A 24,175-nucleotide genomic window follows, 5' to 3' on the forward strand; every position below is an offset into this window, starting at 1 on the left:
TGCCTTTCATTCGAGGTTGGCGTGACGGGGCCAGAGGTCGTCGGCGGACTGCCCGCCTCGGGCCCACAGGGCGTGGAACACGGCGTCGCCCACCAGGGCGACGGCCTGTTCGAAGAGGCCACCGGCGTACTGGGCCGAGGCGGTGCCGGAGCGGTCGGTCTTCGTCGCGGCGGGCAGCACGATCGTGACGTCCGCCAGCTCGGAGAGCGGGGAGTCGTCGGTGGTCGAGAGCGCCACGACGGATGCGCCGACCTCGTGCGCGGTGCGCGCGGCCTGCACGATGCCGGTGGTCGTACCGGAGCCGCTCGCGACGAGGAGCAGGTCACCCGGACGGATGGCCGGGGTGGTGACCTCGCCGACGACGTGCGCGTCGAGGCCGAGGTGCATGAGGCGCATCGCGGTCATGCGGAGGGCGAGTCCGGAGCGCCCGGCGCCGTGGACGAACACCCGGTCGGCGCCCTCGATCAGGTCGAGTGCGCGCTGGGCCGGGGCGTCGTCGAGGCGGGCCGCCAGGTCGCCGACCTCGCGGACGACCAGGTCGAGCGCTGCGGAGACGGTGGTTGCTGCCATGCCCTCGATCCTTCCGTCGCGCGCCTCGGCACGCCGCTACCCGCCCCGGCAGGGACCCCATCCCATCGGGTGGGCCCGTCCGCTCGGGTGGGACGGGTACCGTCGCGTCCATGGACGCATCGGTCGACACCCTGGAGGCCCGGGGCGGCTCCGCCATCCGGCTCGCGGCCGCCGAGCACGCCCGCACGGTCGCCGAGCAGGCGGATCGGCACGCGCTGACCCTCGAGTCCGTCCTCGCCGTGCTCCGGTCGTCGCGGGTCACCGACGCGGCCGCCCGGGCCGAGGCCGTCGAGATCGCCTCGGCCGCCCTCGTCGACCTGCGCACCGTCACCGATCAGCAGCGGAGCACCCTGCTCGAACCCGTCACCGGCGCGTTCTCGCGGTTGCGCGCCGACCTGCGGCCGCTCGTGCGTTTCGGGGACCTCGACGTGCAGTTCGTCGAGCCGCCGGCCACCGGCCGTGCGCTCCCGGGTGACGTCGCCCACGCGGCCCGGGCGATCGTCCGGACCGCGGTGCTCGCCCTGGTCGACGACGGTGCGGCGAAGCGGGTGCGCATCCAGTGGGACTGCGACGGCCGGAACCTGCTCATGCAGCTCCGCGACGACGGCTCCGGCACGCTCGACGTGCACGACGACGCCATGCGGCCGATCGCGGAGCGGGTAGTCACGCTCGACGGGCGGGTGCAGGTCGCGAGCACGCCCGGCTGGGGGTCCGTGCTCGACATCTCACTGCCGCTCGACCCGCGGCCGGCCGAGGTGGACGCGGTCGACGACGGCGACCTGACCCCGCGGGAGCGCGACGTCCTGCGGCTCGTGGCGACCGGTGTCGGCAACCGGGAGATCGCCGAGGGACTCGGCATCAGCGTCAACACCGTGAAGTACCACGTGGCGAACCTGCTCCGGAAGCACGGCGCCCGGACCCGGGCCGAACTCGCGGCGTTCAGCTCCCGGGCGTGAACCGACGGGATCGCGACGAGGCGTCCCGACGAGACCGCGACAACGGGTACCGACGGTCGAGCGCGGGCTCGACGACGGTCGCCATCAGGAACTGGGAGAGCAGCCGCCCACCCGCCCAGTAGATGGGGATGACGAAGATCGCGGCACCCGGCCAGATGCGCGAACCGATGAGCGCCAGGGTGCCGAGCGTCACGACGATGCCGACACCGGAGTACAGGTACTGCCAGCCGCGCGAAGCAGCGTCGCGCTGCGCCTGCTCGCGCTCGGCGCGCTCGTCGAGACCGCGCACCCCCGGGTCGAGCGACGCCGGCTCCTCGGTGGCGAACAGGTCGCGCACGGGGACCTCGAGGGCCGTGGCCACCGCGGACAGCGACTCGAGGCTCGCGTCGTTGCCGCTCTCCATCCGTTGCACCGTCCGCACGGCGATGCCGCTCGTCTCGGCCAGTCGTTCCTGGGTCCAGCCCCGCAGTCGTCGGAGTTCACCGATCCGCATCTCGTTCATGTCCTGAACAGTAGGGAACCGCGGAACGGCACACCACGACAGGGACCCGCCACCGACACGACAGCTTCCCGCCAGTTCCCCGACAGCGGCGGTCCCCTACGCTCCGGGGGCGAAGCGGTACCCCATCCCGGACTCCGTCACCAGGTAGCGCGGGTGCGCGGGATCGGGCTCGAGCTTCCGCCGCAGCTGCGCCATGTACAGCCGCAGGTACCCGGAGTCGTTGCCGTGCGTCGGCCCCCAGACCTCGGTCAACAGCATCTCGCGGGTCATCAGGCGGTCGGGGTTCGTGACCAGGACCTCGAGCAGGCGCCACTCGGTGGGCGTCAGGCGGATCGCCGGACCCTCGGCCGGGGTGACCTGCTTCGCCACGAGGTCGACGAGCAGCGGTCCGATCGCGATCGTCGGGGTCTCCTCCGACGCCACCACCCGCCGCCGTCCGAGTGCCCGCAGCCGGGCGAGGAGCTCGTCCATCTGGAACGGCTTCGTCACGTAGTCGTCGGCACCGGCGTCGAGCGCGTCGACCTTGTCGGACGAGTCGGTGCGCCCGGAGAGCACGAGGACCGGCACCTGCGACCAGGCCCGGACGCCCTCGAGCACCCCGATGCCGTCGAGCCGGGGCATGCCGAGGTCGAGCAGAACCAGGTCGGGGCGCTCGGTGATGACGGCGTCGATCGCCTCGCGCCCGTCCCGAGCCGTGACGACGTCGTACCCGCGCGCCGAGAGCGTCACCGAGAGCGCGCGGACGAGCTGCGCGTCGTCGTCAGCGATCAGGACCTTCATCGGATCTCCACTCCCACGTGCCCGGCGATCGGCAGCCGCACCACCACGGTGAGCCCACCGCCCGGGGTGTCGTCGACCTCGATCGTGCCGCCCATGCCCTCGGTGAACCCACGCGCCAGGGCCAGGCCGAGCCCGAGGCCGGTCTCGTTGTCGGTGTCACCGAGTCGCTGGAACGGCTGGAACACCTCGTCGCGGCGGTCCTCGGGGATGCCGGGGCCGTGGTCGGCGACGCGGAGTTCCACCCCGCCGGCGAACGCGCTCGCGGCGACCCGGACGTGGGTGCCGTCCGGGGCGTACCGGGCGGCGTTGGCGAGCAGGTTCACGACGACGCGCTGCAGCAGGACCGGGTCGGCGAGCACCGGCGGCAGATCCGCGGGCAGGTCGAGGTCGACGTCGTCCGGGCCGAGCTCCAGCTCGTCGAGCGCGGGGGCGACCACCGTCTCGAGCGCGATCGCCGCCGGGGTGACCGCGAGGACACCGGCCTGGACCCGACTGACGTCCAACAGGTCTGCCAACAGCACCGCCAGCTGACCGAGGCTCTCGTCGGCGGTCGCGAGCAGCGCCTCCCGGTCGGCCCCGGACAGGTCGATGTCGGACGCACGCAGCGTCTGCACGGCGGCGGAGGCCGCGGCGATGGGGCGGCGCACGTCGTGGCCGACGGCCGCGAGCAGCGCGCTCCGGACCCGGTCGGCGGCGGCGATGCGCTCGGCGCCGACGGCGGTGCGTGTCAGCTCGCGGTGCTCGACGGCGGCGTCGAGCTGCTGCTCGACGACCCGCAGCAGCCGGCGCTGGGTCGGGTCGTCGGGCGCACCGGCGAACTCGAGCACGGCACCGGACGCCAGCGTCGTCGACGCGTCCGGCGTCGCACCGAACTCGCCGGAGGTCGCCGGCACCTCGTCGCCCTGGCGGATCCGGACGCCGGCGAAGCCGAACGCCTCCCGTGTGCGGTCGAGCAGTGCCTGCAGGGCGTCGTCGCCGCGGAGCACGCTGCCGGCGATGCCCATCAGGAGCCCGGACTCAGCCGAGGCCCGACGGGCAGCACGCGACCGCCGGGCGGACCGGTCGACCACGAAGCTGACCAGCACCGCACTGATCACGTACATGACCAGGGCGAACAGGTGCCACGGCTGCTGGACGGTGACCATGTAGAGGGGTTGCACGAAGAAGTAGTCGAGGCTCAGCCCGGACAGCACGGCCGTGAAGACCGCCGGCCACATCCCGCCCACGAGCGCCACGACCAGGACGAGCAGCTGGTACGCCAGCACGTCCACCGTGATGGCGTCCGGGTCGCTGCCGATCGACAGCACCCAGGTGAGCAGCGGCCCGACCAGGACCGACAGCACGAACGCGGCGACCACCCGGCCGCGGGACAGGCTGCCGCCGAGCTTGGGCAGGGTGATCCCGCCGCCAGCGCGCTCGTGCGTGACGACGTGCACGTCGATGTCGCCGGACTCGCGGATCACGGTGTTCCCGATCCCCGGACCGGTCATGGCGGCCGCGAGCCGGCTGCGGCGGCTGACCCCGATCACGATCTGGGTGGCGTCGATCGACCGCGCGAACCGCACCAGCGTGCTCGGCACGTCGTCGCCGACGACCTGGTGGTACGTGCCACCGAGCTGCTCGAGCAGGGTCCGCTGCTTGCCGAGCGCGCCGGGGTGCCGGACGCGCAGGCCGTCGTTCGTCGTCACGTGCACGGCGGCGAGTTCCCCACCGGCGCTGCGGGCGGCGATGCGGGCGCCGCGGCGCAGCAGGGTCTCGCCCTCGGGGCCACCGGTCAGGGCGACGAGCACGCGCTCCCGGGTCTCCCACCGGTGCTCGATGCCGTGCTCGGCGCGGTAGGCCTTGAGCGCGTCGTCGACCTCGTCGGCGAGCCAGAGCAGGGCGATCTCGCGCAGTGCGGTGAGGTTGCCGAGGCGGAAGTAGTTCGACAGCGCGGCGTCGATCCGGGCCGCCGGGTAGACGAGCCCGTCGGAGAGCCGTTCGCGCAGCGCTGCCGGGGCCAGGTCGACGACCTCGATCTGGTCGGCCGCACGCACCACGGCGTCGGGGACGGTCTCGCGCTGCACGGTGCCGGTGATCTCGCGGACCACGTCGCCGAGGGACTGCATGTGCTGCACGTTGACGGTCGAGATGACGTCGATGCCGGCATCCCGCAGCGCTTCGACGTCCTGCCAGCGCTTCTCGTTCGGGCTCCCCGGGGCGTTCGTGTGCGCGAGTTCGTCGACCAGCGCGACCTCGGGTGCCCGGGCGATGACGGCGTCGAGGTCGAGGTCGTCGAGGTCGACACCCCGGTGCGAGACGGTGCGGCGGGGCACGACCTCGAGCCCGTTCACCAGTGCTGCGGTGGCGGCGCGCTCGTGCGTCTCGACGACGGCGACGACCACGTCGCGACCCTCGTCGAGCAACCGACGCCCCTCTTCGAGCATCGTGTAGGTCTTGCCGACACCGGGCGCCGCACCGAGCAGGACCCGCAGCTTCCCGCGCTTCACGTGCTCATCCTCTCGCGTGCGGGGGTCGGCGCGGGGGCTGCGCACAACCAAAGTGACCTCGCGCCGCGCGATTCCGCGGTTCCGCGCGAGTTCGGTTGTGCGCAGCGCACTCGCGCCGGGCCACGCACGCTCAGGACGCCTTCGCCAGCGCCAGGTTCAGCGCGAGCACGTTCACCACGGGCTCACCGAGGAACCCGAGCTGCCGCGACTCGGTGTGCGACGCCACCAGCTGCCGCACGGTGTCCGCTGACAGGCCGCGCGCCGAGGCCACACGGGCCACCTGCTGCGACGCGTAGGCGGGGCTGATGTCCGGGTCGAGCCCCGAACCGGAAGCGGTCACGGCGTCGGCAGGCACCTGCGCGGCGGAGACCCCGTCGGCCTTCGCCAGCGCCGCACGACGCTCCTCGACGGCCTTGAGCAGGTCGGCGTTGTTCGGCCCGAGGTTCGAGCCGGAGGACGCTCCCGCGTCGTAGCCGTCCCCGGCGGCGGACGGCCGCGACTGGAACCAGCGGTCGGCCTGCTTGCCCGTGAACGACTGCCCGATCAACGAGGAACCGACGACCTTGCCGGACGAGTCCGTGACCATCGAACCGTTGGCCTGGTCGTGGAACGCCGCCTGGCCGACGCCCCAGACGGCGAGCGGGTACCCGACGCCCAGGACGACGGTGGCGACGAGGGTGAGGCGGATGGCCACACCGGCGGAACGGAAGGTGGAACGTGCAGATGCCATGACTAGAACCCCGGGATGAGACCGACCACGAGGTCGATCAGTTTGATGCCGATGAAGGGGACGACCACGCCGCCCAGCCCGTAGACGAGCAGGTTGCGGCCGAGGATCGACGACGCTGCCGCCGCGCGGTACTTGACGCCCCGCAGGGACAGCGGGATGAGCGCCACGATGACGAGCGCGTTGAAGACGACCGCCGACAGGATCGCGGACGACGGGCTGTGCAGCCCCATGATGTTGAGCGCAGCGAGCCCCGGGAACGCGGCCTGGAACATCGCCGGGATGATCGCGAAGTACTTCGCGACGTCGTTGGCGATGGAGAAGGTGGTCAGGGCGCCGCGGGTGATGAGCAGCTGCTTGCCGATGCGGACGACGTCGATGAGCTTGGTCGGGTCGGAGTCGAGGTCGACCATGTTGCCCGCCTCCTTCGCCGCCGTCGTGCCGGTGTTCATCGCGACGCCGACGTCCGCCTGCGCCAGGGCCGGGGCGTCGTTGGTGCCGTCACCGGTCATGGCGACGAGGTTGCCGCCCTCCTGCTCGCGCTTGATGTACGCGAGCTTGTCCTCCGGGGTGGCCTCGGCGAGGAAGTCGTCGACGCCGGCCTCGTGGGCGATGGCGGCCGCGGTGCGCGGGTTGTCGCCCGTGATCATCACCGTGCGGATGCCCATCGACCGGAGCTCGGCGAACCGCGACGCCATGCCGTCCTTGACGACGTCCTTCAGGTGCACGACACCGAGCAACGTGACCGCGCCCGTCGACGAGCGGCGACCGACGACGAGCGGGGTGCCGCCCTGGTCGGAGATCTCCGCGACGGTCGCATCGATGGCCGACACGACACCGGCTTCGGTGGTGTCCGCCCAGGCGAGCACCGCCGCAGCGGCACCCTTCCGGATCTGCGAGCCGTCGGGCAGGTCGAGACCCGACATGCGCGTCTGCGCCGTGAACGGCACCTCGACGGCCCCGTCGGGCAGACCGACGGCGGCGCCGTGCTCGCGCGCCAGGTCGACGATCGAGCGCCCCTCAGGGGTCGAGTCCGCAGCACTCGACAGGGCTGCCGCTTCCATCAGCGAGGCCTCGCTCACACCCGGCACGGGCACCACGCGGGATGCCCGTCGGTTGCCGTAGGTGATCGTGCCGGTCTTGTCGAGCAGCAGCGTCGTGATGTCACCGGCGGCCTCGACCGCGCGGCCCGACATCGCCAGCACGTTGTGCTGCACGAGCCGGTCCATGCCGGCGATGCCGATCGCGGAGAGCAGGGCTCCGATGGTGGTCGGGATGAGGCAGACGAGCAGGGCGATGAGCACCGGCACGCTGACCGTCGCACCGACGAGCCCCGCGATGGGCTGCATCGTCAGGCAGACGATCACGAAGACGATCGACAACGAGGCGAGCAGGATGTTCAGCGCGATCTCGTTCGGCGTCTTCTGCCGTGCCGCACCCTCGACCAGGCGGATCATCCGGTCGATGAAGGTCTCACCCGGCGTCGAGGTGATGCGCACCACGATCCGGTCCGACAGCACCCGGGTGCCGCCGGTGACGGCACTGCGGTCACCGCCGGACTCGCGGATGACCGGCGCGGACTCACCCGTGACGGCCGACTCGTCGACCGACGCGATGCCGTCGATGACGTCCCCGTCGCCCGGGATGACCTCGCCGGCGACGACCACGACCACGTCGCCCTTGGCCAGGTCGACGGACGCGACCTCCTCGGTCTCGTTGCCGGTCGCGGCCGCGTCGGTCGTCGCGTACCCGAGCACCCGGCGGGCGCTCGTGGTCGAACGGGTCTTCCGCAGGGTGTCGGCCTGCGCCTTGCCGCGACCCTCGGCCACCGACTCCGCCAGGTTGGCGAAGACGACGGTGAGCCAGAGCCAGACGGCGATGGCGATCGTGAACGCGGACGGCTCGACGACGGCGGCCGCCGTCGTCAGCGCTGCGCCGACCTCGACGATGAACATGACGGGGTTCCGCCACATGAGTCGCGGATCGAGTTTCCGCAGGGCGCCCGGGAGGCCCGCCACCAGTTGGCGGGGTCCGAATGCGGACGAGCGGGTGGCCGGTTCCACGGCGGTGCGCGGTTCCGACTCCGTGGTCACGGGGGTGGTCATGACAGTCCTTCTGCGAGCGGACCCAGTGCGAGCACCGGGAAGTAGGTGAGTGCGGTGACGATGACGGCGACGCCGCCGAGCAGCCCGATGAACAGCGGGCGGTGGGTGGGCAGCGTGCCGGCGGTCTCCGGCACCCGGTCCTGCGCGGCGAGGGACCCGGCGAGCGCCAGGACGAACACCATCGGCACGAAGCGGCCGAGCAGCATCACGACGCCGAGCGAGGAGTTCATCCACGTGGTGTTCGCGGTGAGCCCGCCGAAGGCCGAGCCGTTGTTGTTCGCACCCGAGGTGAAGGCGTAGAGCAGCTCGGTCAGCCCGTGGTTGCCGGGGTTGAAGATCGACGTCCCGAGCACCTGTTCGCGGACGCCGGGGATCACGAGCGAGAGCCCGGTGGCCAGGAGCACGAGCGTCGGCGTGACGAGGATGTACAGCGCCGCGAAGGTCATCTCCTTGGCGCGGATCTTCTTGCCGAGGTACTCCGGGGTGCGACCGACGAGCAGTCCGCCGATGAACACCGTGATGACGGCGAGCACGAGCATGCCGTACAGGCCGGATCCGACGCCGCCGGGGGTGACCTCGCCGAGCATCATGTTGACGAGCGCCATCATCCCGCCGATCGGGGTGTAGCTGTCGTGCATCGCGTTGACCGCACCGGTGGACGTCGAGGTGGTCGCGGTCGAGAAGAGCGTCGAACCGAGGATGCCGAAGCGGCTCTCCTTGCCCTCCATCGCGGCCCCGGCAGCGTGTGTGGCGACACCGCCGCCGCCGAGCTCGGCGATCGACATGACCGACAGCGACACGAGGAAGATCGCGCCCATCACGGCGAGGATCGCGTACCCCTGGCGGTCGTCGCCGACCATTCGCCCGAACGTGCGCGGGAGCGAGAACGGGATGACGAGCATCAGGAAGATCTCGACGAGGTTCGTCCATGCCTGCGGGTTCTCGAACGGGTGCGCCGAGTTGGCGTTGAAGTAGCCGCCACCGTTCGTGCCGAGTTCCTTGATCGCCTCCTGCGAGGCGACGAACCCGTCGGGGATGTGCTGCGTGCCACCGATGAGCGTGGTGACGTCGGTGCCGCTCCCCCACGACTGGACGACACCGCCGGCGACGAGGACGATCGCGAAGACGAACGCGCCGGGCAGCAGCAGACGGCCGAGGCCGCGCACGACGTCCACCCACACGTTGCCGAGGGTGCCGGACTTGCGACGGGCGAACCCACGCACCAGGGCCACAGCGACCGAGAGACCGACGGCCGCGGACAGGAAGTTCTGCACCGCCAGGCCGGCCATCTGCACCGAGTAGCCGAGGGTGACCTCGGGCGAGTACGACTGCCAGTTCGTGTTCGACACGAACGACGCCGCGGTGTTGAACGCGAGCGAGGGTCCGACGGCGGGCAGTCCGAGGTCGCCGGGCAGGACGACCTGGATGCGCTGCAGCAGGTAGACGAGCAGGAGCCCGGCGACGCTGAACAGCAGCACGCCGCGCAGGTACACGGGCCAGGACTGCTCGGCGTCCGGGTCGACCCCGATCAGCCGGTAGACCCCGCGCTCGACCCGGTTGTGGCGGACGGGCGTGAAGACCTTCGCCATCCAGTCACCGAGCGGGCGGTACGCGACGACGAGCAGCAGGACGAGGGTGGCGACCTGGGCGATGCCCGCCCAGACGTCCGCGGCGCCCACTAGAAGCGCTCCGGACGCACGAGCGCCCAGACGAGGTACACGACTGCGGCGATGCCGAGGACGGCGGCCGCGATGGTGATGCCGATCACAGCCGTTCCACCCCCTTGGCGATCAGTGCCACCACGCCGAACACGGCGAGGACACCGGCGACGACGAACACGTCGAACACGAGGGACTCCAGAAGATCTGCGGTGTCCGCGCCGGGTGACGCGGACGGCACCATGTGTGGTGCCGAGACCGATGCTGGGTCCTGCGCCGTGCCTCCAGGCCGCTCCTAACGGATCCCTGACGCCGCCCTGGCGGACGCATGCACGCTCCTAACGCGTTCCGGCGTCCTACGATCGAGACGTGACGATCCCCGTGGTCCCCGCCCGTCCCGGTACGACGGCGTCCGTCGTGGCGGCCGGACTGCTGGCGGTCGCCGGCGTCGGGTTCGGTGTGCTCTGGGGGACGGTGTTCGCGCCGCTGTGGCTCTTCGGCGAACGGCGACAGATGCTGCTGTGGTTCTGGGCGGCACCGTTGTCCGTCGTGCCGTGGCTCGTGGCCGTCGCGGCGCTCGTGCTCGCCGCGACGGAGTGGTTCCGCGGTGGTGGCCGGAGCCGGGCGGCGTTGACCATCGGGTGCATCGCGTTCGTCGTGCTCGCGCCGGTGGCGATGTTCTTCGGCGGATCCATCACGGGCGACTGACGCGCAACCGGTCGACGAGGTCGGCCACGGCCTCGACGAACTCGTCCGGACCCACGACGACGAAGTCGACCGCAAGTCCCGCGACCACGCCGGCGAGCCCGTCCCACGACCACGATCCGAGGGTGACGCGGGTCCGGTCGTCCTCGAGCTGCTCGACCAGGGCGTCCTCGGGCAGGTACGGCGCGATCCGCCGCGCATCGTCCGCCGTCGTGGTCACCGAACCGGTGCACGGCCACACGTCGTCGACCGCGGACCCCTTGAACCGCGCGGACACGAACGCGGCCGCATCGCCACCGGGGATCGGTCGCGGCGTGAAGGGGACGCGGGTGCGCATCCGGGGCGTGATCCGGTCGATGCGGTGCGTGCGCCAGTCGTCGCGGTCGACATCCCGGTCGAGCAGGTACCAGCGACCGTTCCGGGCGACGACGGCGTGCGGTTCCACCCGGTGCGGGGTCTCGTCGTCGCCGTACCCGAAGCGGAACACCTCCTGCAGGTGGACGGCCTCGCTCACCGCCACCAGGACCTCCGGGTCGGTGGTGGTCCGGCTCGTCGCGGTCACGGCCTGCACCGCGTCGACCCGGGACCGCAGCCGCGCGGGCATCACCTGCCGAACGGTCGCCAGGGCACGGGCCGCCGACTCGGCGACGTCCGCCCCCGAGGCCGGCGCCACGGCGAGCGCCAGGGCGATCGCCACCGCCTGGTCGTCGTCGAAGAGCAGCGGGGGCAGGTCGGATCCGGCCTCGAGCCGGTAGCCGCCGGCCGGCCCGCGGAGCGCCTCGACCCGGTACCCGAGCCCGCGGAGTCGATCGACGTCGCGGCGGACGGTGCGGGGACTGACGTCGAGCCGCCCGGCGAGCTCGTCCCCCGGCCAGTCGCGGTGCACCTGGAGCAGGGAGAGCAGCGCGAGCATCCGTGCGGAGGGTCCGGCCATGACGTCCATCTTCGTCCGAGAAGCGGACACGATCTGACCGCATTGCCCGACATCCTCGTCCCATGAGCATCGAGACGACAACCCACCTCAACTTCGACGGCGACGCCCGCGCGGCGCTCGACTTCTACGCATCGGTCTTCGGCGGCGAGGTCACCGCCGCCACCTACGGCCAGATGGGCGCCCTGGACGACCCGGCGTGGGCGGACCGGATCGTGTTCGGTCAGGTCTCCACTGCCGCCGGCTTCCGCGTCATGGCCTTCGACGTCTGGCCCGGGCAGCCCTACGACCAGGGATCGAACGCCTTCTACGTGTTCGTGCACGGCGACGACACCGCCGAGATCCAGCGGTACTGGGCCGCACTGTCCGACGGCGCCGAGATCCGGCAGCCCCTGGAACCCTCGGCCTGGGCACCGTTGGCCGGGCAGCTGCGCGACCGCTTCGGCGTGGTCTGGCAGCTCGACGTCGCCCCGGCTGGCGACTAGTCGGTCCTCACGGTCGCGGTCAGCGCGTCGGCGTCCACGTCGACACGGTGACCGCGGCCGTCACCGTCGCCGGCTCGAACACGGTGTCCGCCGCGACGTGGTGGTGACTCGGCCCCATGTGCACGACGTCGTGGACGTCCTCCGCCGACAGCTCCATGGTCCACGTCAGGTCCTCGGAGGACCGCAGCGCGAACGACGGCGTCAGGGAGTCGTGCAGCCGGCGTTCCTTCTCCGGGTCCACGCTGATCGTCGCCTCGGCGAGCTCCGCCAGGTGGCCGGCCCGCGGGGTCACCACCGCGAGCACGCCGTCGGCGCGCAGGACGCGGGCGTACTCGGTCTGGTTGCGGGGTGCGAAGACGTCGAGCAGGACGGCGGCAGCGCCGTCGACGACCGGGAGGCGCTCGGTCACGTCCCCGACGACGGCCCCCGCGCGCTCGTGGGCGCGTGCCGCACGCCGGATCGCGACGGCCGACAGGTCCAACGCGACCCCGAGACGTGGACCCGGCCGACCGCCGGCCGGAGCAGACGCGTCCGGCGCGGCCACGGGCCTCCCGTCCGGAACGTGCGCCGCGTCCAGCGCGTGCGCCAGGTAGGTCCCCGGACCGGAACCGACGTCGAGCACGATGCCGGGCGCGGTGGCGTCCGCGACGATCGCGGCGAGCGCCCGCTCGACGGGCGCGTAGTGCCCACGCCCCAGGAACCGCAGCCGCGCGTCCACCATCTCCGGGGTGTCCGCGGTGAGTGCGCGGCGCTTCGCGGGCAGGAGGGTCAGGTGGCCTTGCTTCGCCTCGTCGAACCGGTGCCCGTTCGGGCAGCCGACCTGGCCGCCGTCGACGCGACCGAGGGGCTCGGCGCACACGGGGCAGGCGAGCATCGGCAGCAGGTCGTCACGCACCGGCCCAGCGTACGGGCCTCGGTAGCCTGACCGGATGTCGCTGCAGCAGCTCTTCGGCCTCGACGGCCGCACCGCACTCGTGACGGGAGGCAGCTCCGGCATCGGCCGAGCGATCGCCACCGCACTCGCCGACGCGGGTGCCCACGTCCTCGTCGCCGCCCGGACGCCCGCGACCATCGACGCCACCGTCGCCGGCATCCGCCAGGCGGGCCGCTCGGCCGACGGCATCGTCGCGGACCTTTCCTGCCGCGCTGGAGCCCACGCACTCGCGGACTCCGCTGGCGACGTGGACGTGCTGGTGAACTCCGCCGGGATCAACCTGCGGCCGCCGATGCCCGAACTCGACGAGGCCACCTGGGACGCCACGATGGCCGTCAACCTCGACGCGCCGTTCGTGCTCGGGCAGCGTCTCGCACCCGGGATGGCGGCCCGCGGGTACGGACGGATCGTGTCGATCAGTTCGCAGCAGGCCCACCGCCCCTTCGCCGCCAGCGGCGCGTACGGGGTCTCCAAGGCCGGCCTGGAGGCACTGGCCCGGTCCCAGGCAGAGGCCTGGTCCGTGCAGGGGGTCACCTCCAACGTCCTCGTCCCCGGTTTCGTACGTACCCCGCTCAACGAGCGGCTCGGATCCGACCCGGCGACGGTGGCGGCCCTCGCCGCACGGACGCTGGTCGGCCGGAACGGGCTGGCGTCGGACTTCGCCGCGGCAGCGGTGTTCCTCGCCGGGCCCGGGTCGGCCTACGTCACCGGGCAGTCCATCGCGGTGGACGGCGGGTTCTCCGTCCACTGACCCCGAGGTGCGCCGACGGCAGGTCCGGGCGTCGCCTGAGGTACTGGCAGGGCCTGCCTGCACCGGGGACCGGCTGGCAGGATCGAGGGCGTGAAGACACTGGAGTTGCCACAGACAGACCTCACCGCTTCCGACGTCGTCGTTGGACTGATGCGGATCAACGACATGAGCGACGAGGACATCCGTTCGCTCTACAGCGCCTCGCGCGACGCGGGCGTGAACATGTTCGACCACGCCGCGGTGTACGGCGAATGGCACGGCTGCGAGCAGCGGTTCGGCGCGGCGGTCACGCTGTCGCCCGCGGAACGCGCCGAGATCGTGCTACAGACCAAGGTCGGCATCCGACCGACGCCGAAGGGCGCCTACTTCGACTTCTCGTACGAGCACATCCTCGAGTCCGTGCACGAGTCGCTCGAGGCGCTGCAGACCGAGTACGTCGACGTCCTGCTGCTGCACCGCCCCGACGCCCTGGTCGAGCCGGAAGAGGTCGCGAAGGCCTTCGACGAGCTGCACGCCGCCGGCAAGGTGCACCACTTCGGCGTCTCGAACCACACCCCCGGCCAGGTCGACCTGCTCAAGAAGCACGTCCGCCAGCCGCTCGCGTTCAACCAGGTGCAGCTCAGCATCACGCACGCCAACGTGATCTCGCAGGGTCTGACAGCGAACATGGGTGGCCTCGAGCAGTCGATCGATCGCGACAACGACATCCTCAACTACTCGCGCATCAACGACGTCACGCTCCAGGCCTGGTCGCCGTTCCAGAAGGGCTTCTTCGACGGCGTCTTCCTGGGCGACCGTGAGCAGTACGCCGAGCTGAACGACGTGCTCGAGGAGGTCGCAGCGGCGCACGGTGTCACCCCGACCGGCATCGCGGTCGCGTGGATCACCCGCCACCCCGCGCACTTCCAGGTCGTCCTCGGCACGACGAACCCGCAGCGTGTGCGGGACTCGGCCGCCGGCTCGGACGTCGAGCTGTCGCGCGAGGAGTGGTACCGGATCTTCACCGCGGCCGGACACACCGTTCCCTGAGCGGGAACGCCCCGGTCGGGTCGGGCAGGGTGGGGTCGTGCTCCACGACCTCGCTCTGCCCGTCCGCCTGACCACACGCTCCGGCGAGGTGACGCTGCGGAACGCCACGGAAGCGGACCTCGACGCACTCATGACGCTGTTGTCCGACGACCCGATCAGTGCCGCGCGTGGAGACGTCGCCGCACCGGAGGACCGCCCGCAGTACGCCGAGGCACTCCGGTCGATCGTGGACGACCCGGCGAACGCGCTGCTCGTCGCCGAGGACCCCGACGGGCAGCTCGTCGGGACGCTGCAGCTCACCCGGATCCCCGGCATGGCTCGTCGTGGTGCCACCCGATTGCTCGTCGAGGCAGTGCGGGTCAGCAGTGCTCGACGCTCCGGCGGCATCGGGAGTGCCCTGATGCGCTGGGTGACCGACGTCGCGGCACCGGCCCTCGGGACCCCGCTCGTGCAGCTCACGTCCGACGCTGCACGGACGGATGCGCACCGGTTCTACGAGCGCCTCGGCTTCACCGGCTCGCACGTCGGGTTCAAGTACCGGGTCATCGACCCTTCCGCCATCCCGCCTGATATGTCACACTGAGACCAGTCGCCCCATCGAGGTGGGTGCGGAAGTGATCCCCGGGAGCTCCTGCGGTATAGCGGGGCCCGGGGATTCGCGCGTTCACCGACGGTGTTCGTGGACGCTCAGCACATGGCCCAGCTGCTCGAGGTAGGCCGTCTCCCCTCGCCGAGCCAGCGCGACCACGCCGCACACCGCGTCCGCCGCCCAGAGAAGTGGCTCGCGGCCACCCGGCAGGTGCTCGAACGCCAACCCGTGCACCAACTTGCGTGATCGCAAGGCGTCGAGGTGCGCACGATCGTTCCGGTCCGAGGGCCCGCGAGATTCGAGGACGACTCGATCGACACCGCCCGCGCGGAGTTCCAAGATCAAGTGCTCAAGAGCGAGACGGCGACGACGCTCGCTCCGGACGGATGGGTCGGTCACGCTCACCACCCCGATGGCTGCAAACGGATGGTCGCACAGCATCCCGACGATCCCGGTGCGGTGCCGGGCGTCGCTCTCGGACCAGTGCAGCTTCCGCGCCGATCGTGGCTTGATGGCGCAGAGCGAGTCCCGGAACCGCTCAGCATCGCTGTCGGCAACTGTGACCGCCCCGAGGATGTACGCGCCGGGGTCACGTTCGTCTCCGGGCTCGGATTCGTCCACAGACGCCGTCGGTACCATTCCGGAATACTACCGGTCGGATGGGGACCGCGCGGCCGCTGCAGCCGGGCGCGCGCTAGTCGTCGGAGTCGGCGCCAGCAGACCTCGGCGTCGGCACGTTCACGTCGACCGGGGACACCCCGGCGGGATCGGCCGAGGCGCCACCCACGACGTCGAACGAGATCCCGAGCATCGCCGGGTCCTCGTCGAGTTCGAGCCCGTCCTGACGGACCTTGTCCTCCGGGATTGCACGGCCACCAGACGGGTCCCACGAGTTCGCGATCGACATGCGCACGAGCATGCCCGAGCCGCTTGGCAATCGCCCAAGAAACCCCGACGGAACCCCGGAACGGTCAGAGGTCGTCCGGGTGCAGCCGCTCACCGGCCTGCGGACGCCGGAACACCGGGCCGCCGCCGGCCTCGTCCTCGTCGTGGTGGCTGACGGGCGAGACGCTCGGGTCGACGGAGTCGTCGCCGACGTCGGCGCCGCGGTCCTCCTCCATCTCGAGCTCGGACTCGTCACTGCCGTCCACGGGGATGGACCGGCCCTGCTGTTCGGGATCGAACGGTGCGCTCATCGACATGGGGCGAGCATGCTCCCGCTCGGTGAACGCCGGGTCAACGCTGTCCGTCGGCCGCGATGAGTTCGAGCTGCGTCAGTGCCAGGTCGGTGCCGGCGGTGAACGTGAACGACGAACCCCCGCCGAGGATCCGGAACACCCGGGTCTGGCCGGCCCACGTGAACTCCGCACCGTCGACTGCGGTGACGGCGTCGTCGAGGCCGACCTGCCACGAGTAGGACCCCGGCGATGCCACCGTCACGGTGTACAGCGAGGCGGCGGCGCACGCCACGTCGAAGGACACGGACTCCCCCGCCGCGAGCGCCGTGACGGTGCGGCCGGTGTCGTCGGTGAGCGCCGAGACCCCGACGGGCAGGACGTCCACCGGGGCGTCCCGGTAGCCGTGCACGTCGGAGGCCGAGACGGGGCGGGTGTCCGACGCCCATCCCTGCGGTTCGTCGGACAGTGTGAACTCGATCCGCGACGCGGCCACGACCACGCTGTGCGGGATGGTGACCGAGGTCCAGGGCGAGCCGTCGACCGTCACCGACGCCACGTACGCGCCTGCGGAGCCGGCGGCGATCTCGATGACCGTGGCCGTCCCCCCAGGCTGCCGCAGCACCGTCCTGCGGACCGACGGCGGCACGAGCACGTAGGTGCCGGTCGACGGCGCCAGCGGGTACAGGCCGATGGTCGCGAAGACGTACCAGGCGCTCATCTCACCGTTGTCCTCGTCGCCGGGGTAGCCCTGGCCGAGGTCGGACCCGACGAACAGGCGCTCGAGCGACTCGCGGACGATGCGGTGCGCGTCGTCGTGCCGCCCGGTGAACATCGGGAAGAAGGGGATGTGGTGCGCGGGCTGGTTCGACAGCCCGAGCATGCCCATCCGGACGTCGCGGGCCTCGGTCATCTCGTGGATCGGGAAGCCGTACGAGCCGGAGCGCGCCAGGGCTCCGGTCTCGGGGGTCGCGAGGAACGCGTCGAGAGCGGCGTCGAAGCGCTCGGGCCCGCCGTGCAGGTCGACGACGCCGGCACCGTCGTGCGGCGCCGTGAACGCGGTGCCCCACGCGTTCGTCTCGGTGTAGTCGTCGCCCCAGTCGCGCGGGTCGAACTCGGTGCCGACCCGCCACGAGCCGTCCGGGTCGCGGCCGATGAAGAACCCGCGTTCGGAGTCGAAGACGTGCCGGTACTGCAGGGACCGACGGGCGAACCACTCGGCCTCGGCCTCGTAGCGGGACAGGTCGGCGGGCGTCCGGGCCCGCGACGCGAGCAGGCCCGCCATCACGGCCAGACCCCAGTCGTTGATGGCCGCGTCCAGGGTCCACGACATCCCCTCGTGGGTCGCCGTGTCGACGTGGCCGCGGAAGGCGCCCGGGAGGCTCCCCTTGCGTCCGACGCGCTCGTCACGCGGCGGGACGGTCGCGTTCCGCACCGCGCTCCGGTACGCCTCGGCCAGGTCGAAGCCGCGCACGCCCTTCACCGCCAGGTCGGCGAAGACGGTGTCGCTCGTGGTGCCGGTCATGCAGTCCTCGGCGCCGGGGGCACTCCAACGGGGCGTCCACCCGCCGTCGTGGTGGTGTTCGACGAAGCCCTGCGCGAGTTCGCCAGCGGTCTCTGGGGTCAGGAGTCCGAGGAGCGGCCAGGCCGTGCGGTAGGTGTCCCAGAAGCCGTTCGTGGTGGTGAACGGCCCCTCGACGATCTCCGGCCCGGGCTCGTCGCGGATCGGGTCCGCCAGCACGTCGCCGTACGGGGAGCGGTGCCGCGGGGTGCCGGTCAGGGCGGTCTCCCCGGCACGGTTGGGGTAGAGGAACAGCCGGTACAGGCCGGAGTACAGGCTCGTCAGCTGGTCGGGGCTCGCGCCGTCGAAGGACAGCGTCGCGAGCTTCTCGGTCCACAGCGCCTCGGCACGGGCGCACATGGCGTCGAACGAGCCGGCGTCGTCGAGGTTCGCGCGGGCGTCCTCGATCGAGACGGTCGAGATGCCGAGCAGGACGTCGACCGGGCCGCCGGTGCCCCCGGGTTCCCCCACGGACAGCCAGCCGCGCAGCTCGTGTTCGCCGATCGTCGTGTGGTCGGCGGTGACCCCCGCGACTCGCAGGTGCACGTGGTGCGGCGGGGTGCCGGGGCGGTCGTCGAGGACGGCCTCGACCACGACGGTGCCGTCGGTGATCGTCACGGAGACGTCGGACACCCGGCCGTGGTGGTCGAGCACGACGCTGCGGGTGCCGGTGAACCGGAACCCGAGGGCGAACTCCCCCGCGGTCAGCTCGGCCGTCACCCCGTGCTCGAGGGCGACCCGGTAGCGGTGCGGGCCGTCCTGCTCGTCCTCGTGGTCGAACCCGAGCGCGCGGGCGGACCGGTCGACGTCGGGGGTGTCGAGTGGCGAGGGCATCACCTGGAACACCCCGCGGTCGCCCATCCACGGCGACGGGATGTGACTCGTCGCGAAGGCCTGGATCGCCGGGCGGAGCCGCCCCTGGTCGTCGAGCCGGTCGTGCTCCTGGTATGCGTAGGGCCAGCGGTTGCTCGAGGCGTCCGTCATCGGCAGGCCGAACACCCCGCCGTGCGGGACACCGACGAGCGGGGCGTTGTTGCCGCGGGAGAACCGGGAGGACGCCTGGGTGCCACGGGTCGTCCGGACGTGGCCGAGCGGGGTCGTCGGGGTCGGACGCGCTGGACCGATCCGGACGGCGTCGAGCCAGCCGCGCAGTGCGGGACGCTCGCCGTCGGCGGCCGCAGCCGGTGCGTCGGAGCCGAGCCGGGCCTCCAGGCGGTCGACGACCAGCCCCGCGAACGGCGTGAGGTCGACCGCGCGACGGTTCCACTGGTCCACCCACTGCTTGCGGGCCGCGTCCTGCGCGTCCGGGGTGACCGCGTTGCCGTACTGGTCGCGGACCCCGGCGTGGTCCCGCAGCCGCGAGCCGTCGGTGAAGACGACGTCGACGGCGAAGGCCGTGGCGTCCCAGAAGTGCGGCAGGTCTGCTTCCGTCGGTTCCGACGCCCCGTCGGGCAGGGTCCGCTCGGGGAACCAGACCCAGGAGAGCTCGTCACCGGTGGCGATGGTGCGTCCGGTGAAGCCGGGGACGATCGCCTCGGCCACCGACCCGCCAGCTGGTCGTTCGACGAGCCAGCCCTTCGCGGAACCGAACCCGACACCGTTCCGAGCGGCCACGGCCGTCGTCGGACCACCGCTCCGTTGCAGTTCTCGCACGGGGCGAGCCTATTTGCTCCAGGGACTGGACGAAAACCCCGGCGTGTCCGTGCCGGTCGTCGGTGTTGGTCGTCAGCCCTTGTTGTGCCCCGGGGCACTGCCGGACTTGCCGGGAGCGGTGTCCGACGTGGTGTCGACCGCGCCGGTGCCGTCCTGCGGCTCCTGCACCGGGTTCGAGGCCGGGGTGCTCGGCTCCGGGCCGACGGGCGGGTCCTGCGTGGGCTGCTCCGGCTGGGTCGGTTCGCTCGGCTGCTCGCTGGGTTCCTCGGCGGGCTGCGACGGCTGCTGCTCCTGTGAGGGCTGCTGCTCGGCCGGTTCGCTCGGCTGCTGCTCCTCGCCCGGGTCCTCGGACGGCTGCTGCTCGGTCGGCGCGGTCGACGTGGTGTCCGTCGGGGCCGGGGTGCCGTCGTCGTCGCCGTTGAGGGCGAACACCGCGACCCCGATGCCGATGAGCACCAGGACGATCACGATGATCGCGGCGATGAGTGGTCCGCGCTTCTTCTTCTCCGGCTGGTCCTCCGGCTGGTCGCCCCGGCCCGGGCGGGGCGCGACCGGCGGCGGGGTCGGCCCGCTCGGGCCCGATGCGCCGCGGTCGGCCGCCTGGGCGCCGAGGACCGTCGTCGAGACGTCGTCGGCGGGGTTCGGGCGCTGGGTGTCGAGGACGCGGGTGGCGTCGTCGCCCGGACGCGCGCCGCCGTTCGGCAGTTCGCTCGCCGGCATCGCCTGCGTCCGGTCATCGGCGTTCGCCGCTGCGGCGGCACCGGCGCCGACCGCGGCACCCGCAGCACCGGCAGCCGCGGCCGTCACCGCACCGGGCGCGCCGGGCAGGAGCTGCGTCGCGTTCGTCGGCTCGTCGCGGCCCAGCGCACGCAGGCGCTCGGCAGCCTCGGCTGCCGTCGGTCGCTCCGCCGGGTCCTGCGCGGTCATCACGTGCAGCAGGGTGCGCCAGGCCGTGGGCAGCTGCCGGTCGATCTCGGGCGAACGGGTCAGCCGAGCGGTGGCCGACTCGACCGCACTGCCCGGGAACGGCTGACGACCGGTCATGCACTCGAGCAGCACGAGCCCGAGCGAGTAGACGTCGGCCTTGCCCGTGATCTCCTTCGCCAGGACCTGCTCCGGGGCCAGGTACGCGGCCGTCCCCATCACGGTCCCCGTCCCCGTCACCCGAGAGGCGTCGCGGAGCAGGGCGATCCCGAAGTCGGCGAGCTTGACGTGCCGGCCGTCGCTCTCGAGCAGGACGTTCGCGGGCTTCACGTCACGGTGGACGATCCCCTGCGCGTGCACGGCGGCCAGACCGTCGGCGACCTGCGCGCCCAGGCGGGCGGCGGTCGCGGGGTCGAGCGGGCCCTCGCGCAGACGGGTCGCCAGGTCACTGCCCGGCACGAGTTCCATGACGAGGTACGAGTCGCCGTCGACGTCGTCGAGTGCAGCGTCGTAGAGCGTGACGAGCTCGGGGGCCCGCAGCGTCGCGAGGGTCTGGATCTCCGCCTCGGCGCGGGCGCGCTCACCGCGGTCGACGGGGCCGATGCGGAACACCTTGACCGCGACCTCGCGGCCGAGTTGCTCGTCGACCGCCCGGTACACGGACGCCATGCCACCGTGTCCGAGCGTGCCCGTGACGCGGTACCTGCCGCCGAAGACCCGTTCTTCCATGCCCGGCAACCTACCGGTCGCGGCTGACGGCGCTCTGCCGTTCGGGGCGCCGGCGGCGCGGGCCCTGGCGACTTCGTGAGCAGAAGATGTCGGGTGCGGGCGAGCGACCCGACGTCTTCTGCTCACGAAGTGATTCGGTCGACGTCCGGCGCGGGCTCGGCACCGTGGTGGAGCGCCGTCAGGTACAACCGGTGCGCCGTGATCACGAGGGCGAGCCAGGCGAGTCCGAGCGCCCACGCCGCCAGGACGTCGGTCAGCCAGTGGTGCCCGAGGAACACCCGCGACGCCCCGACCGACAGCACGAACAGGGTGCCCACGACGATCGTCCACACCCGGGTGACGACGCGCGACTGCCGCAGGAGCAGCAGGTACACGATGGTGCCCACGATCACCGTGGAGTTGAGCGTGTGCCCCGACGGGAACGACGGCGACGTCTCGTACGGCGGCACCGCGTCGGACAGCGGCGGACGAGCGCGACCGATCAGGTCCTTGCCCGCGATCGTCATGAGCAGCGAACCACCGCTCGCGGCGACCAGCAGCACCAGTGGCGTCCACGCACGGCGCTGGATCGTGAAGCCGACCAGGAACCCGAGCGCGACGATCGGCATCCCGATCGTGCCCGCGATGTCGGTCCACCAGGTGACGAGCGTGTCGGCCGTGGGTGATCGGAGTGTGAGCGCCCAGTCGAGGACGGGTCGGTCGAGCACCGCGACGTCGTCGGCTTCACGGACGGCGTCGTAGACCTCGGAGGCGATCCACGTGGCGAGGACGGCGACGCCCAGGCCGATGGCGAGGGTCAGCAGCAGGACGGGCATGGCGCCGAAGCGCTTGCCGAGCGCGGTCCACGCACCGGCGACGCTGCGGCCGGCACGGGAGCGCCAACGGGTCAGGTCGACTTCGCCGACGGTGCGGTCGGCGGCGTCCCCGTGTTCGGTGTGCATCCGTCCACACTGCCCGAAGCCGCCGGGAGCCGTCCCGGCCGCCTCAGTCCTTCGCCTCCGAGTACGCCCCGACCACCCCGACCGACAGCGGGAACGTCACCGGGAAGTCCTGGAACAACAGCCGTCCGGCATCGACGGCGGCCTCCCGGATCTGCTGCGCCACCCACTCCGCGTGCTCCGCCGGGGCGTGCACCACGATCTCGTCGTGCACGAAGAACACCAGGTGCGGCCCGTCCGTCACGGCTCCGGGGAACCGCGCGAGCAACCGCGACCGCAGGGAACCCATCCACGCGAGCGCCCACTCGGCCGCGGTCCCCTGCACCACGAAGTTCCGGGTGAACCGTCCCCAGCTCCGGGCGCGGGACTCGACGGCACGCTGCATCGCCGGGGTCCCCTCGACCGTGTACGCCTGGTTCCGGGCCTCGAACCACGAGTCCTCGGGCACCGGTGACGTCCGGCCGAGCAGCGTCGTCACCGGCTCGCCGCGCTCCCCCGCACGCGCGGCCCGCTCCACCATGTCGAGCGCCTGCGGGAACGCCCGGACCAGGCGTGGCACGAGCCGACCGCCCTCGCCCTGGGTCGCCCCGTACATCGCACCGAGCATCGCCACCTTGGCCTGCTGCCGGGTCTCGACCGCCCCCGACGCCACCACGCCGTCGTACAGGTCGCGCCCGTCGCCGGCCGCGGCCATCGCCCGGTCGCCGGACATCGCGGCGAGCACCCGGGGCTCCAGCTGCGCGGCGTCCGCCACGACCAGCTTCCACCCGGGGTCGGCGATGACCGCCCCGCGGATGCCCATCGGCAACTGCATCGCTCCCCCGCCGTCGGCCGCCCAGCGCCCGGTGACGACACCACCGACGACGTACTTCGGGTGGAACCGTCCGTCGCGGATCCAGTCGTCGAGCCAGGTCCAGCCGTTGGCGGTGAGCAGTCGCGCCAGGCGCTTGTACTCGAGCAGCGGCTCGATGACGGGGTGCTCGATCTCCTGCAGCTCCCACTTCCGCGTGCTCGTGACCATCAGGCCGGCCCGGCGCAGCGACTTCAGGACGTCGGCGGGTGAGTCCGGGTTGAGCCCGGGGTCGTCGAGGCGCTCGCGCACGACGGCGGCGATCTCCTCGAGGCGTCGCGGTCGCACCCCGTAGGGCACGCGCGGCCCGAGGGCGTCCTCGAGCAGCCGCTCGTGCACATCGGCACGCCACGGCAGCCCGGCGTGCAGCATCTCGGCCGCCACGAGCGCACCGGCCGACTCCGCGGTGAGCAGCAGGCGGAGCGCACCCGGAGCGCTCGACCCCGCCACCGCGGCGAGCTGCGCCCGGAACTCCGCCACCGGGTCGACCTCGTCGTCGGGCGCAGCGGCGGTGAACAGGGCGTCGTCGAAGAGCTGGGCCTGCGTCGGCCGGACCACGCGGGGTTCCGCGACCGGAGCGTCCAGGGCGTCGGCCGGCCGAGCGGCGAGCGCGGATCCCCGTGCAGCGAGCGCAGCCCGCAGGACACGACGACCGAGACGCAGGTCGACGCAGCGTCCGACTCGCCCGCCAGCGGCGAGCACGGCCGGGTACCAGCGGGCGGTGTCGTCCCACACCCAGCGCACGCCCGGTGCATCGTGGGCCGCGACGAAGGCCGGGAGGCCCGGCTCGTCCAGGTGGATCGGCTCACCTCCGGCGGTCCCCGCGTCGGTCAAGGGCGTCGCGAGGACGCCGCCGTCGACGCGGCGGAGGACGAGGTGCACGACACGATCATGCCGTGCCCCACCGACCCCGGCGGACCAGGGCCGGAACGGGTGTCACTCGCCGGGTCGGACCGCCGCGGTGTCGGCGACGTCGATGCGGACGTCGCCGTCCTCGGCACGGGAGACCTCGACCCGCGGGTCGGCGTCGTGCTCGTCGGATCCGGACATGCGGCGGAACGTGTCCTGTCGGCGTTCCTCGAACGTCATGTCGACGCCGTCGTCGAGGTGGTCGTGGTCGGGCTTCGTCATGCC

25 protein-coding genes are annotated in these 24,175 nt (G+C 72.3%); 6 read left to right on the forward strand and 19 right to left on the reverse strand.

Annotation, left to right across the window (positions count from 1 at the left end):
- Window positions 1-6 precede the first annotated feature (6 nt).
- Complete coding sequence (hxlB, locus tag BR70_RS0115510; protein WP_027466792.1) at window positions 7-570, reverse strand: 6-phospho-3-hexuloisomerase; 564 nt, start codon at window positions 568-570, stop codon at window positions 7-9.
- Window positions 571-680: 110 nt separating this feature from the next.
- Here hxlB and BR70_RS0115515 point away from each other — a divergent pair, with 110 nt between their 5' ends.
- Complete coding sequence (locus tag BR70_RS0115515; protein WP_027466793.1) at window positions 681-1,526, forward strand: helix-turn-helix transcriptional regulator; 846 nt, start codon at window positions 681-683, stop codon at window positions 1,524-1,526.
- Here BR70_RS0115515 and BR70_RS0115520 read toward each other — a convergent pair.
- From BR70_RS0115520 to BR70_RS23385, 8 genes are all read right to left on the reverse strand, one after another.
- Window positions 1,510-2,028 carry a helix-turn-helix domain-containing protein gene (locus BR70_RS0115520; RefSeq protein ID WP_027466794.1) on the reverse strand — a complete coding sequence of 173 codons (519 nt, stop codon included), beginning with the start codon at window positions 2,026-2,028 and terminating at the stop codon, window positions 1,510-1,512. The genes BR70_RS0115515 and BR70_RS0115520 overlap by 17 nt on opposite strands.
- A gap of 96 nt (window positions 2,029-2,124) precedes the next feature.
- Window positions 2,125-2,808, reverse strand: coding sequence for a response regulator (locus tag BR70_RS0115525; RefSeq protein WP_027466795.1), 684 nt, complete (start codon window positions 2,806-2,808; stop codon window positions 2,125-2,127).
- Window positions 2,805-5,297, reverse strand: coding sequence for an ATP-binding protein (locus BR70_RS0115530; protein WP_027466796.1), 2,493 nt, complete (start codon window positions 5,295-5,297; stop codon window positions 2,805-2,807). Before BR70_RS0115530 ends, BR70_RS0115525 begins: the two co-directional genes overlap by 4 nt.
- Before the next feature lie 130 nt (window positions 5,298-5,427).
- Complete coding sequence (gene kdpC, locus BR70_RS0115535; protein ID WP_027466797.1) at window positions 5,428-6,027, reverse strand: K(+)-transporting ATPase subunit C; 600 nt, start codon at window positions 6,025-6,027, stop codon at window positions 5,428-5,430.
- A gap of 2 nt (window positions 6,028-6,029) precedes the next feature.
- Complete coding sequence (kdpB, locus tag BR70_RS0115540; protein ID WP_027466798.1) at window positions 6,030-8,129, reverse strand: potassium-transporting ATPase subunit KdpB; 2,100 nt, start codon at window positions 8,127-8,129, stop codon at window positions 6,030-6,032.
- Window positions 8,126-9,808: a potassium-transporting ATPase subunit KdpA gene (gene kdpA / locus BR70_RS0115545; protein WP_035809273.1), complete on the reverse strand. Its 1,683-nt coding sequence runs from the start codon at window positions 9,806-9,808 to the stop codon at window positions 8,126-8,128. Before kdpA ends, kdpB begins: the two co-directional genes overlap by 4 nt.
- Entirely contained in the window at window positions 9,808-9,897 is a 90-nt protein-coding gene (locus BR70_RS21315) for a potassium-transporting ATPase subunit F (protein WP_017887940.1), read from the reverse strand. The genes kdpA and BR70_RS21315 overlap by 1 nt, the downstream gene beginning before the upstream one ends.
- A complete protein-coding gene (locus tag BR70_RS23385; RefSeq protein ID WP_155896901.1) occupies window positions 9,894-10,031 on the reverse strand; it encodes a hypothetical protein in 138 nt (45 codons plus the stop codon). Before BR70_RS23385 ends, BR70_RS21315 begins: the two co-directional genes overlap by 4 nt.
- Window positions 10,032-10,156: 125 nt before the next feature.
- Between BR70_RS23385 and BR70_RS0115560 the strand changes: the two genes are divergently transcribed.
- On the forward strand, window positions 10,157-10,495 hold the full coding sequence (locus BR70_RS0115560) for a hypothetical protein (RefSeq protein ID WP_027466800.1): 339 nt from the start codon (window positions 10,157-10,159) through the stop codon (window positions 10,493-10,495).
- Here the strand turns inward: BR70_RS0115560 and BR70_RS0115565 are convergent.
- On the reverse strand, window positions 10,482-11,426 hold the full coding sequence (locus BR70_RS0115565) for a helix-turn-helix transcriptional regulator (RefSeq protein ID WP_035809488.1): 945 nt from the start codon (window positions 11,424-11,426) through the stop codon (window positions 10,482-10,484). The genes BR70_RS0115560 and BR70_RS0115565 overlap by 14 nt on opposite strands.
- Window positions 11,427-11,488: 62 nt before the next feature.
- On the opposite strand from BR70_RS0115565, the gene BR70_RS0115570 reads away from it, so the two are divergent.
- Complete coding sequence (locus BR70_RS0115570) at window positions 11,489-11,908, forward strand: VOC family protein (RefSeq protein ID WP_027466802.1); 420 nt, start codon at window positions 11,489-11,491, stop codon at window positions 11,906-11,908.
- 19 nt (window positions 11,909-11,927) lie between these two features.
- Here BR70_RS0115570 and BR70_RS0115575 read toward each other — a convergent pair whose 3' ends face one another.
- A complete protein-coding gene (locus tag BR70_RS0115575) occupies window positions 11,928-12,803 on the reverse strand; it encodes a putative RNA methyltransferase (RefSeq protein ID WP_027466803.1) in 876 nt (291 codons plus the stop codon).
- A 34-nt stretch (window positions 12,804-12,837) separates the two neighbouring features.
- Between BR70_RS0115575 and BR70_RS0115580 the strand changes: the two genes are divergently transcribed.
- The 3 genes from BR70_RS0115580 (at window position 12,838) to BR70_RS0115590 (ending at window position 15,205) form a co-directional block, all read left to right on the forward strand.
- Window positions 12,838-13,593: an SDR family NAD(P)-dependent oxidoreductase gene (locus tag BR70_RS0115580; RefSeq protein ID WP_027466804.1), complete on the forward strand. Its 756-nt coding sequence runs from the start codon at window positions 12,838-12,840 to the stop codon at window positions 13,591-13,593.
- Between the two features lie 90 nt (window positions 13,594-13,683).
- Window positions 13,684-14,622: an aldo/keto reductase gene (locus BR70_RS0115585; RefSeq protein ID WP_027466805.1), complete on the forward strand. Its 939-nt coding sequence runs from the start codon at window positions 13,684-13,686 to the stop codon at window positions 14,620-14,622.
- 37 nt (window positions 14,623-14,659) lie between these two features.
- Window positions 14,660-15,205, forward strand: coding sequence for a GNAT family N-acetyltransferase (locus BR70_RS0115590; protein ID WP_027466806.1), 546 nt, complete (start codon window positions 14,660-14,662; stop codon window positions 15,203-15,205).
- Between the two features lie 81 nt (window positions 15,206-15,286).
- On the opposite strand, the gene BR70_RS0115595 is transcribed toward BR70_RS0115590, so the two are convergent.
- From BR70_RS0115595 to BR70_RS0115630, 8 genes are all read right to left on the reverse strand, one after another.
- Window positions 15,287-15,832 carry a hypothetical protein gene (locus tag BR70_RS0115595; protein ID WP_027466807.1) on the reverse strand — a complete coding sequence of 182 codons (546 nt, stop codon included), beginning with the start codon at window positions 15,830-15,832 and terminating at the stop codon, window positions 15,287-15,289.
- Window positions 15,833-15,905: 73 nt separating this feature from the next.
- Window positions 15,906-16,118 carry a hypothetical protein gene (locus tag BR70_RS0115600; RefSeq protein ID WP_155896902.1) on the reverse strand — a complete coding sequence of 71 codons (213 nt, stop codon included), beginning with the start codon at window positions 16,116-16,118 and terminating at the stop codon, window positions 15,906-15,908.
- Window positions 16,119-16,182: 64 nt separating this feature from the next.
- Window positions 16,183-16,413 (reverse strand): hypothetical protein, encoded by a 231-nt coding sequence (locus BR70_RS0115605; protein ID WP_027466809.1) that lies wholly within the window; start codon window positions 16,411-16,413, stop codon window positions 16,183-16,185.
- Between the two features lie 34 nt (window positions 16,414-16,447).
- Window positions 16,448-19,600 carry a GH92 family glycosyl hydrolase gene (locus BR70_RS0115610; RefSeq protein WP_231495715.1) on the reverse strand — a complete coding sequence of 1,051 codons (3,153 nt, stop codon included), beginning with the start codon at window positions 19,598-19,600 and terminating at the stop codon, window positions 16,448-16,450.
- Window positions 19,601-19,672: 72 nt separating this feature from the next.
- Window positions 19,673-21,253, reverse strand: a complete 1,581-nt coding sequence (locus BR70_RS22560; protein ID WP_051597010.1) for a serine/threonine-protein kinase — start codon at window positions 21,251-21,253, stop codon at window positions 19,673-19,675.
- Window positions 21,254-21,375: 122 nt separating this feature from the next.
- A complete protein-coding gene (locus BR70_RS0115620) occupies window positions 21,376-22,194 on the reverse strand; it encodes a phosphatase PAP2 family protein (protein WP_027466811.1) in 819 nt (272 codons plus the stop codon).
- Window positions 22,195-22,237: 43 nt separating this feature from the next.
- A complete protein-coding gene (locus BR70_RS0115625; protein WP_027466812.1) occupies window positions 22,238-23,923 on the reverse strand; it encodes a bifunctional 3'-5' exonuclease/DNA polymerase in 1,686 nt (561 codons plus the stop codon).
- A 54-nt stretch (window positions 23,924-23,977) separates the two neighbouring features.
- Window positions 23,978-24,172 (reverse strand): hypothetical protein, encoded by a 195-nt coding sequence (locus tag BR70_RS0115630; RefSeq protein ID WP_017887924.1) that lies wholly within the window; start codon window positions 24,170-24,172, stop codon window positions 23,978-23,980.
- Window positions 24,173-24,175: the final 3 nt, after the last annotated feature.

Source organism: Curtobacterium sp. UNCCL17 (assembly GCF_000686685.1).
Taxonomy (GTDB): Bacteria; Actinomycetota; Actinomycetes; order Actinomycetales; family Microbacteriaceae; genus Curtobacterium; species Curtobacterium flaccumfaciens.

Coding starts and splice junctions, on each gene's coding strand:
- BR70_RS0115520 (WP_027466794.1), bottom strand. CDS start 2,028: ATGAACGAGATGCGGATCGGTGAACTCCGACGACTGCGGGGCTGGACC.
- BR70_RS0115525 (WP_027466795.1), bottom strand. CDS start 2,808: ATGAAGGTCCTGATCGCTGACGACGACGCGCAGCTCGTCCGCGCGCTC.
- hxlB (WP_027466792.1), bottom strand. CDS start 570: ATGGCAGCAACCACCGTCTCCGCAGCGCTCGACCTGGTCGTCCGCGAG.
- BR70_RS22560 (WP_051597010.1), bottom strand. CDS start 21,253: ATGGAAGAACGGGTCTTCGGCGGCAGGTACCGCGTCACGGGCACGCTC.
- BR70_RS0115600 (WP_155896902.1), bottom strand. CDS start 16,118: ATGTCGATCGCGAACTCGTGGGACCCGTCTGGTGGCCGTGCAATCCCG.
- BR70_RS0115565 (WP_035809488.1), bottom strand. CDS start 11,426: ATGGCCGGACCCTCCGCACGGATGCTCGCGCTGCTCTCCCTGCTCCAG.
- BR70_RS0115580 (WP_027466804.1), top strand. CDS start 12,838: ATGTCGCTGCAGCAGCTCTTCGGCCTCGACGGCCGCACCGCACTCGTG.
- BR70_RS0115570 (WP_027466802.1), top strand. CDS start 11,489: ATGAGCATCGAGACGACAACCCACCTCAACTTCGACGGCGACGCCCGC.
- kdpC (WP_027466797.1), bottom strand. CDS start 6,027: ATGGCATCTGCACGTTCCACCTTCCGTTCCGCCGGTGTGGCCATCCGC.
- BR70_RS0115620 (WP_027466811.1), bottom strand. CDS start 22,194: ATGCACACCGAACACGGGGACGCCGCCGACCGCACCGTCGGCGAAGTC.
- BR70_RS0115630 (WP_017887924.1), bottom strand. CDS start 24,172: ATGACGAAGCCCGACCACGACCACCTCGACGACGGCGTCGACATGACG.
- BR70_RS0115605 (WP_027466809.1), bottom strand. CDS start 16,413: ATGTCGATGAGCGCACCGTTCGATCCCGAACAGCAGGGCCGGTCCATC.
- kdpB (WP_027466798.1), bottom strand. CDS start 8,129: ATGACCACCCCCGTGACCACGGAGTCGGAACCGCGCACCGCCGTGGAA.
- BR70_RS0115515 (WP_027466793.1), top strand. CDS start 681: ATGGACGCATCGGTCGACACCCTGGAGGCCCGGGGCGGCTCCGCCATC.
- BR70_RS23385 (WP_155896901.1), bottom strand. CDS start 10,031: ATGGTGCCGTCCGCGTCACCCGGCGCGGACACCGCAGATCTTCTGGAG.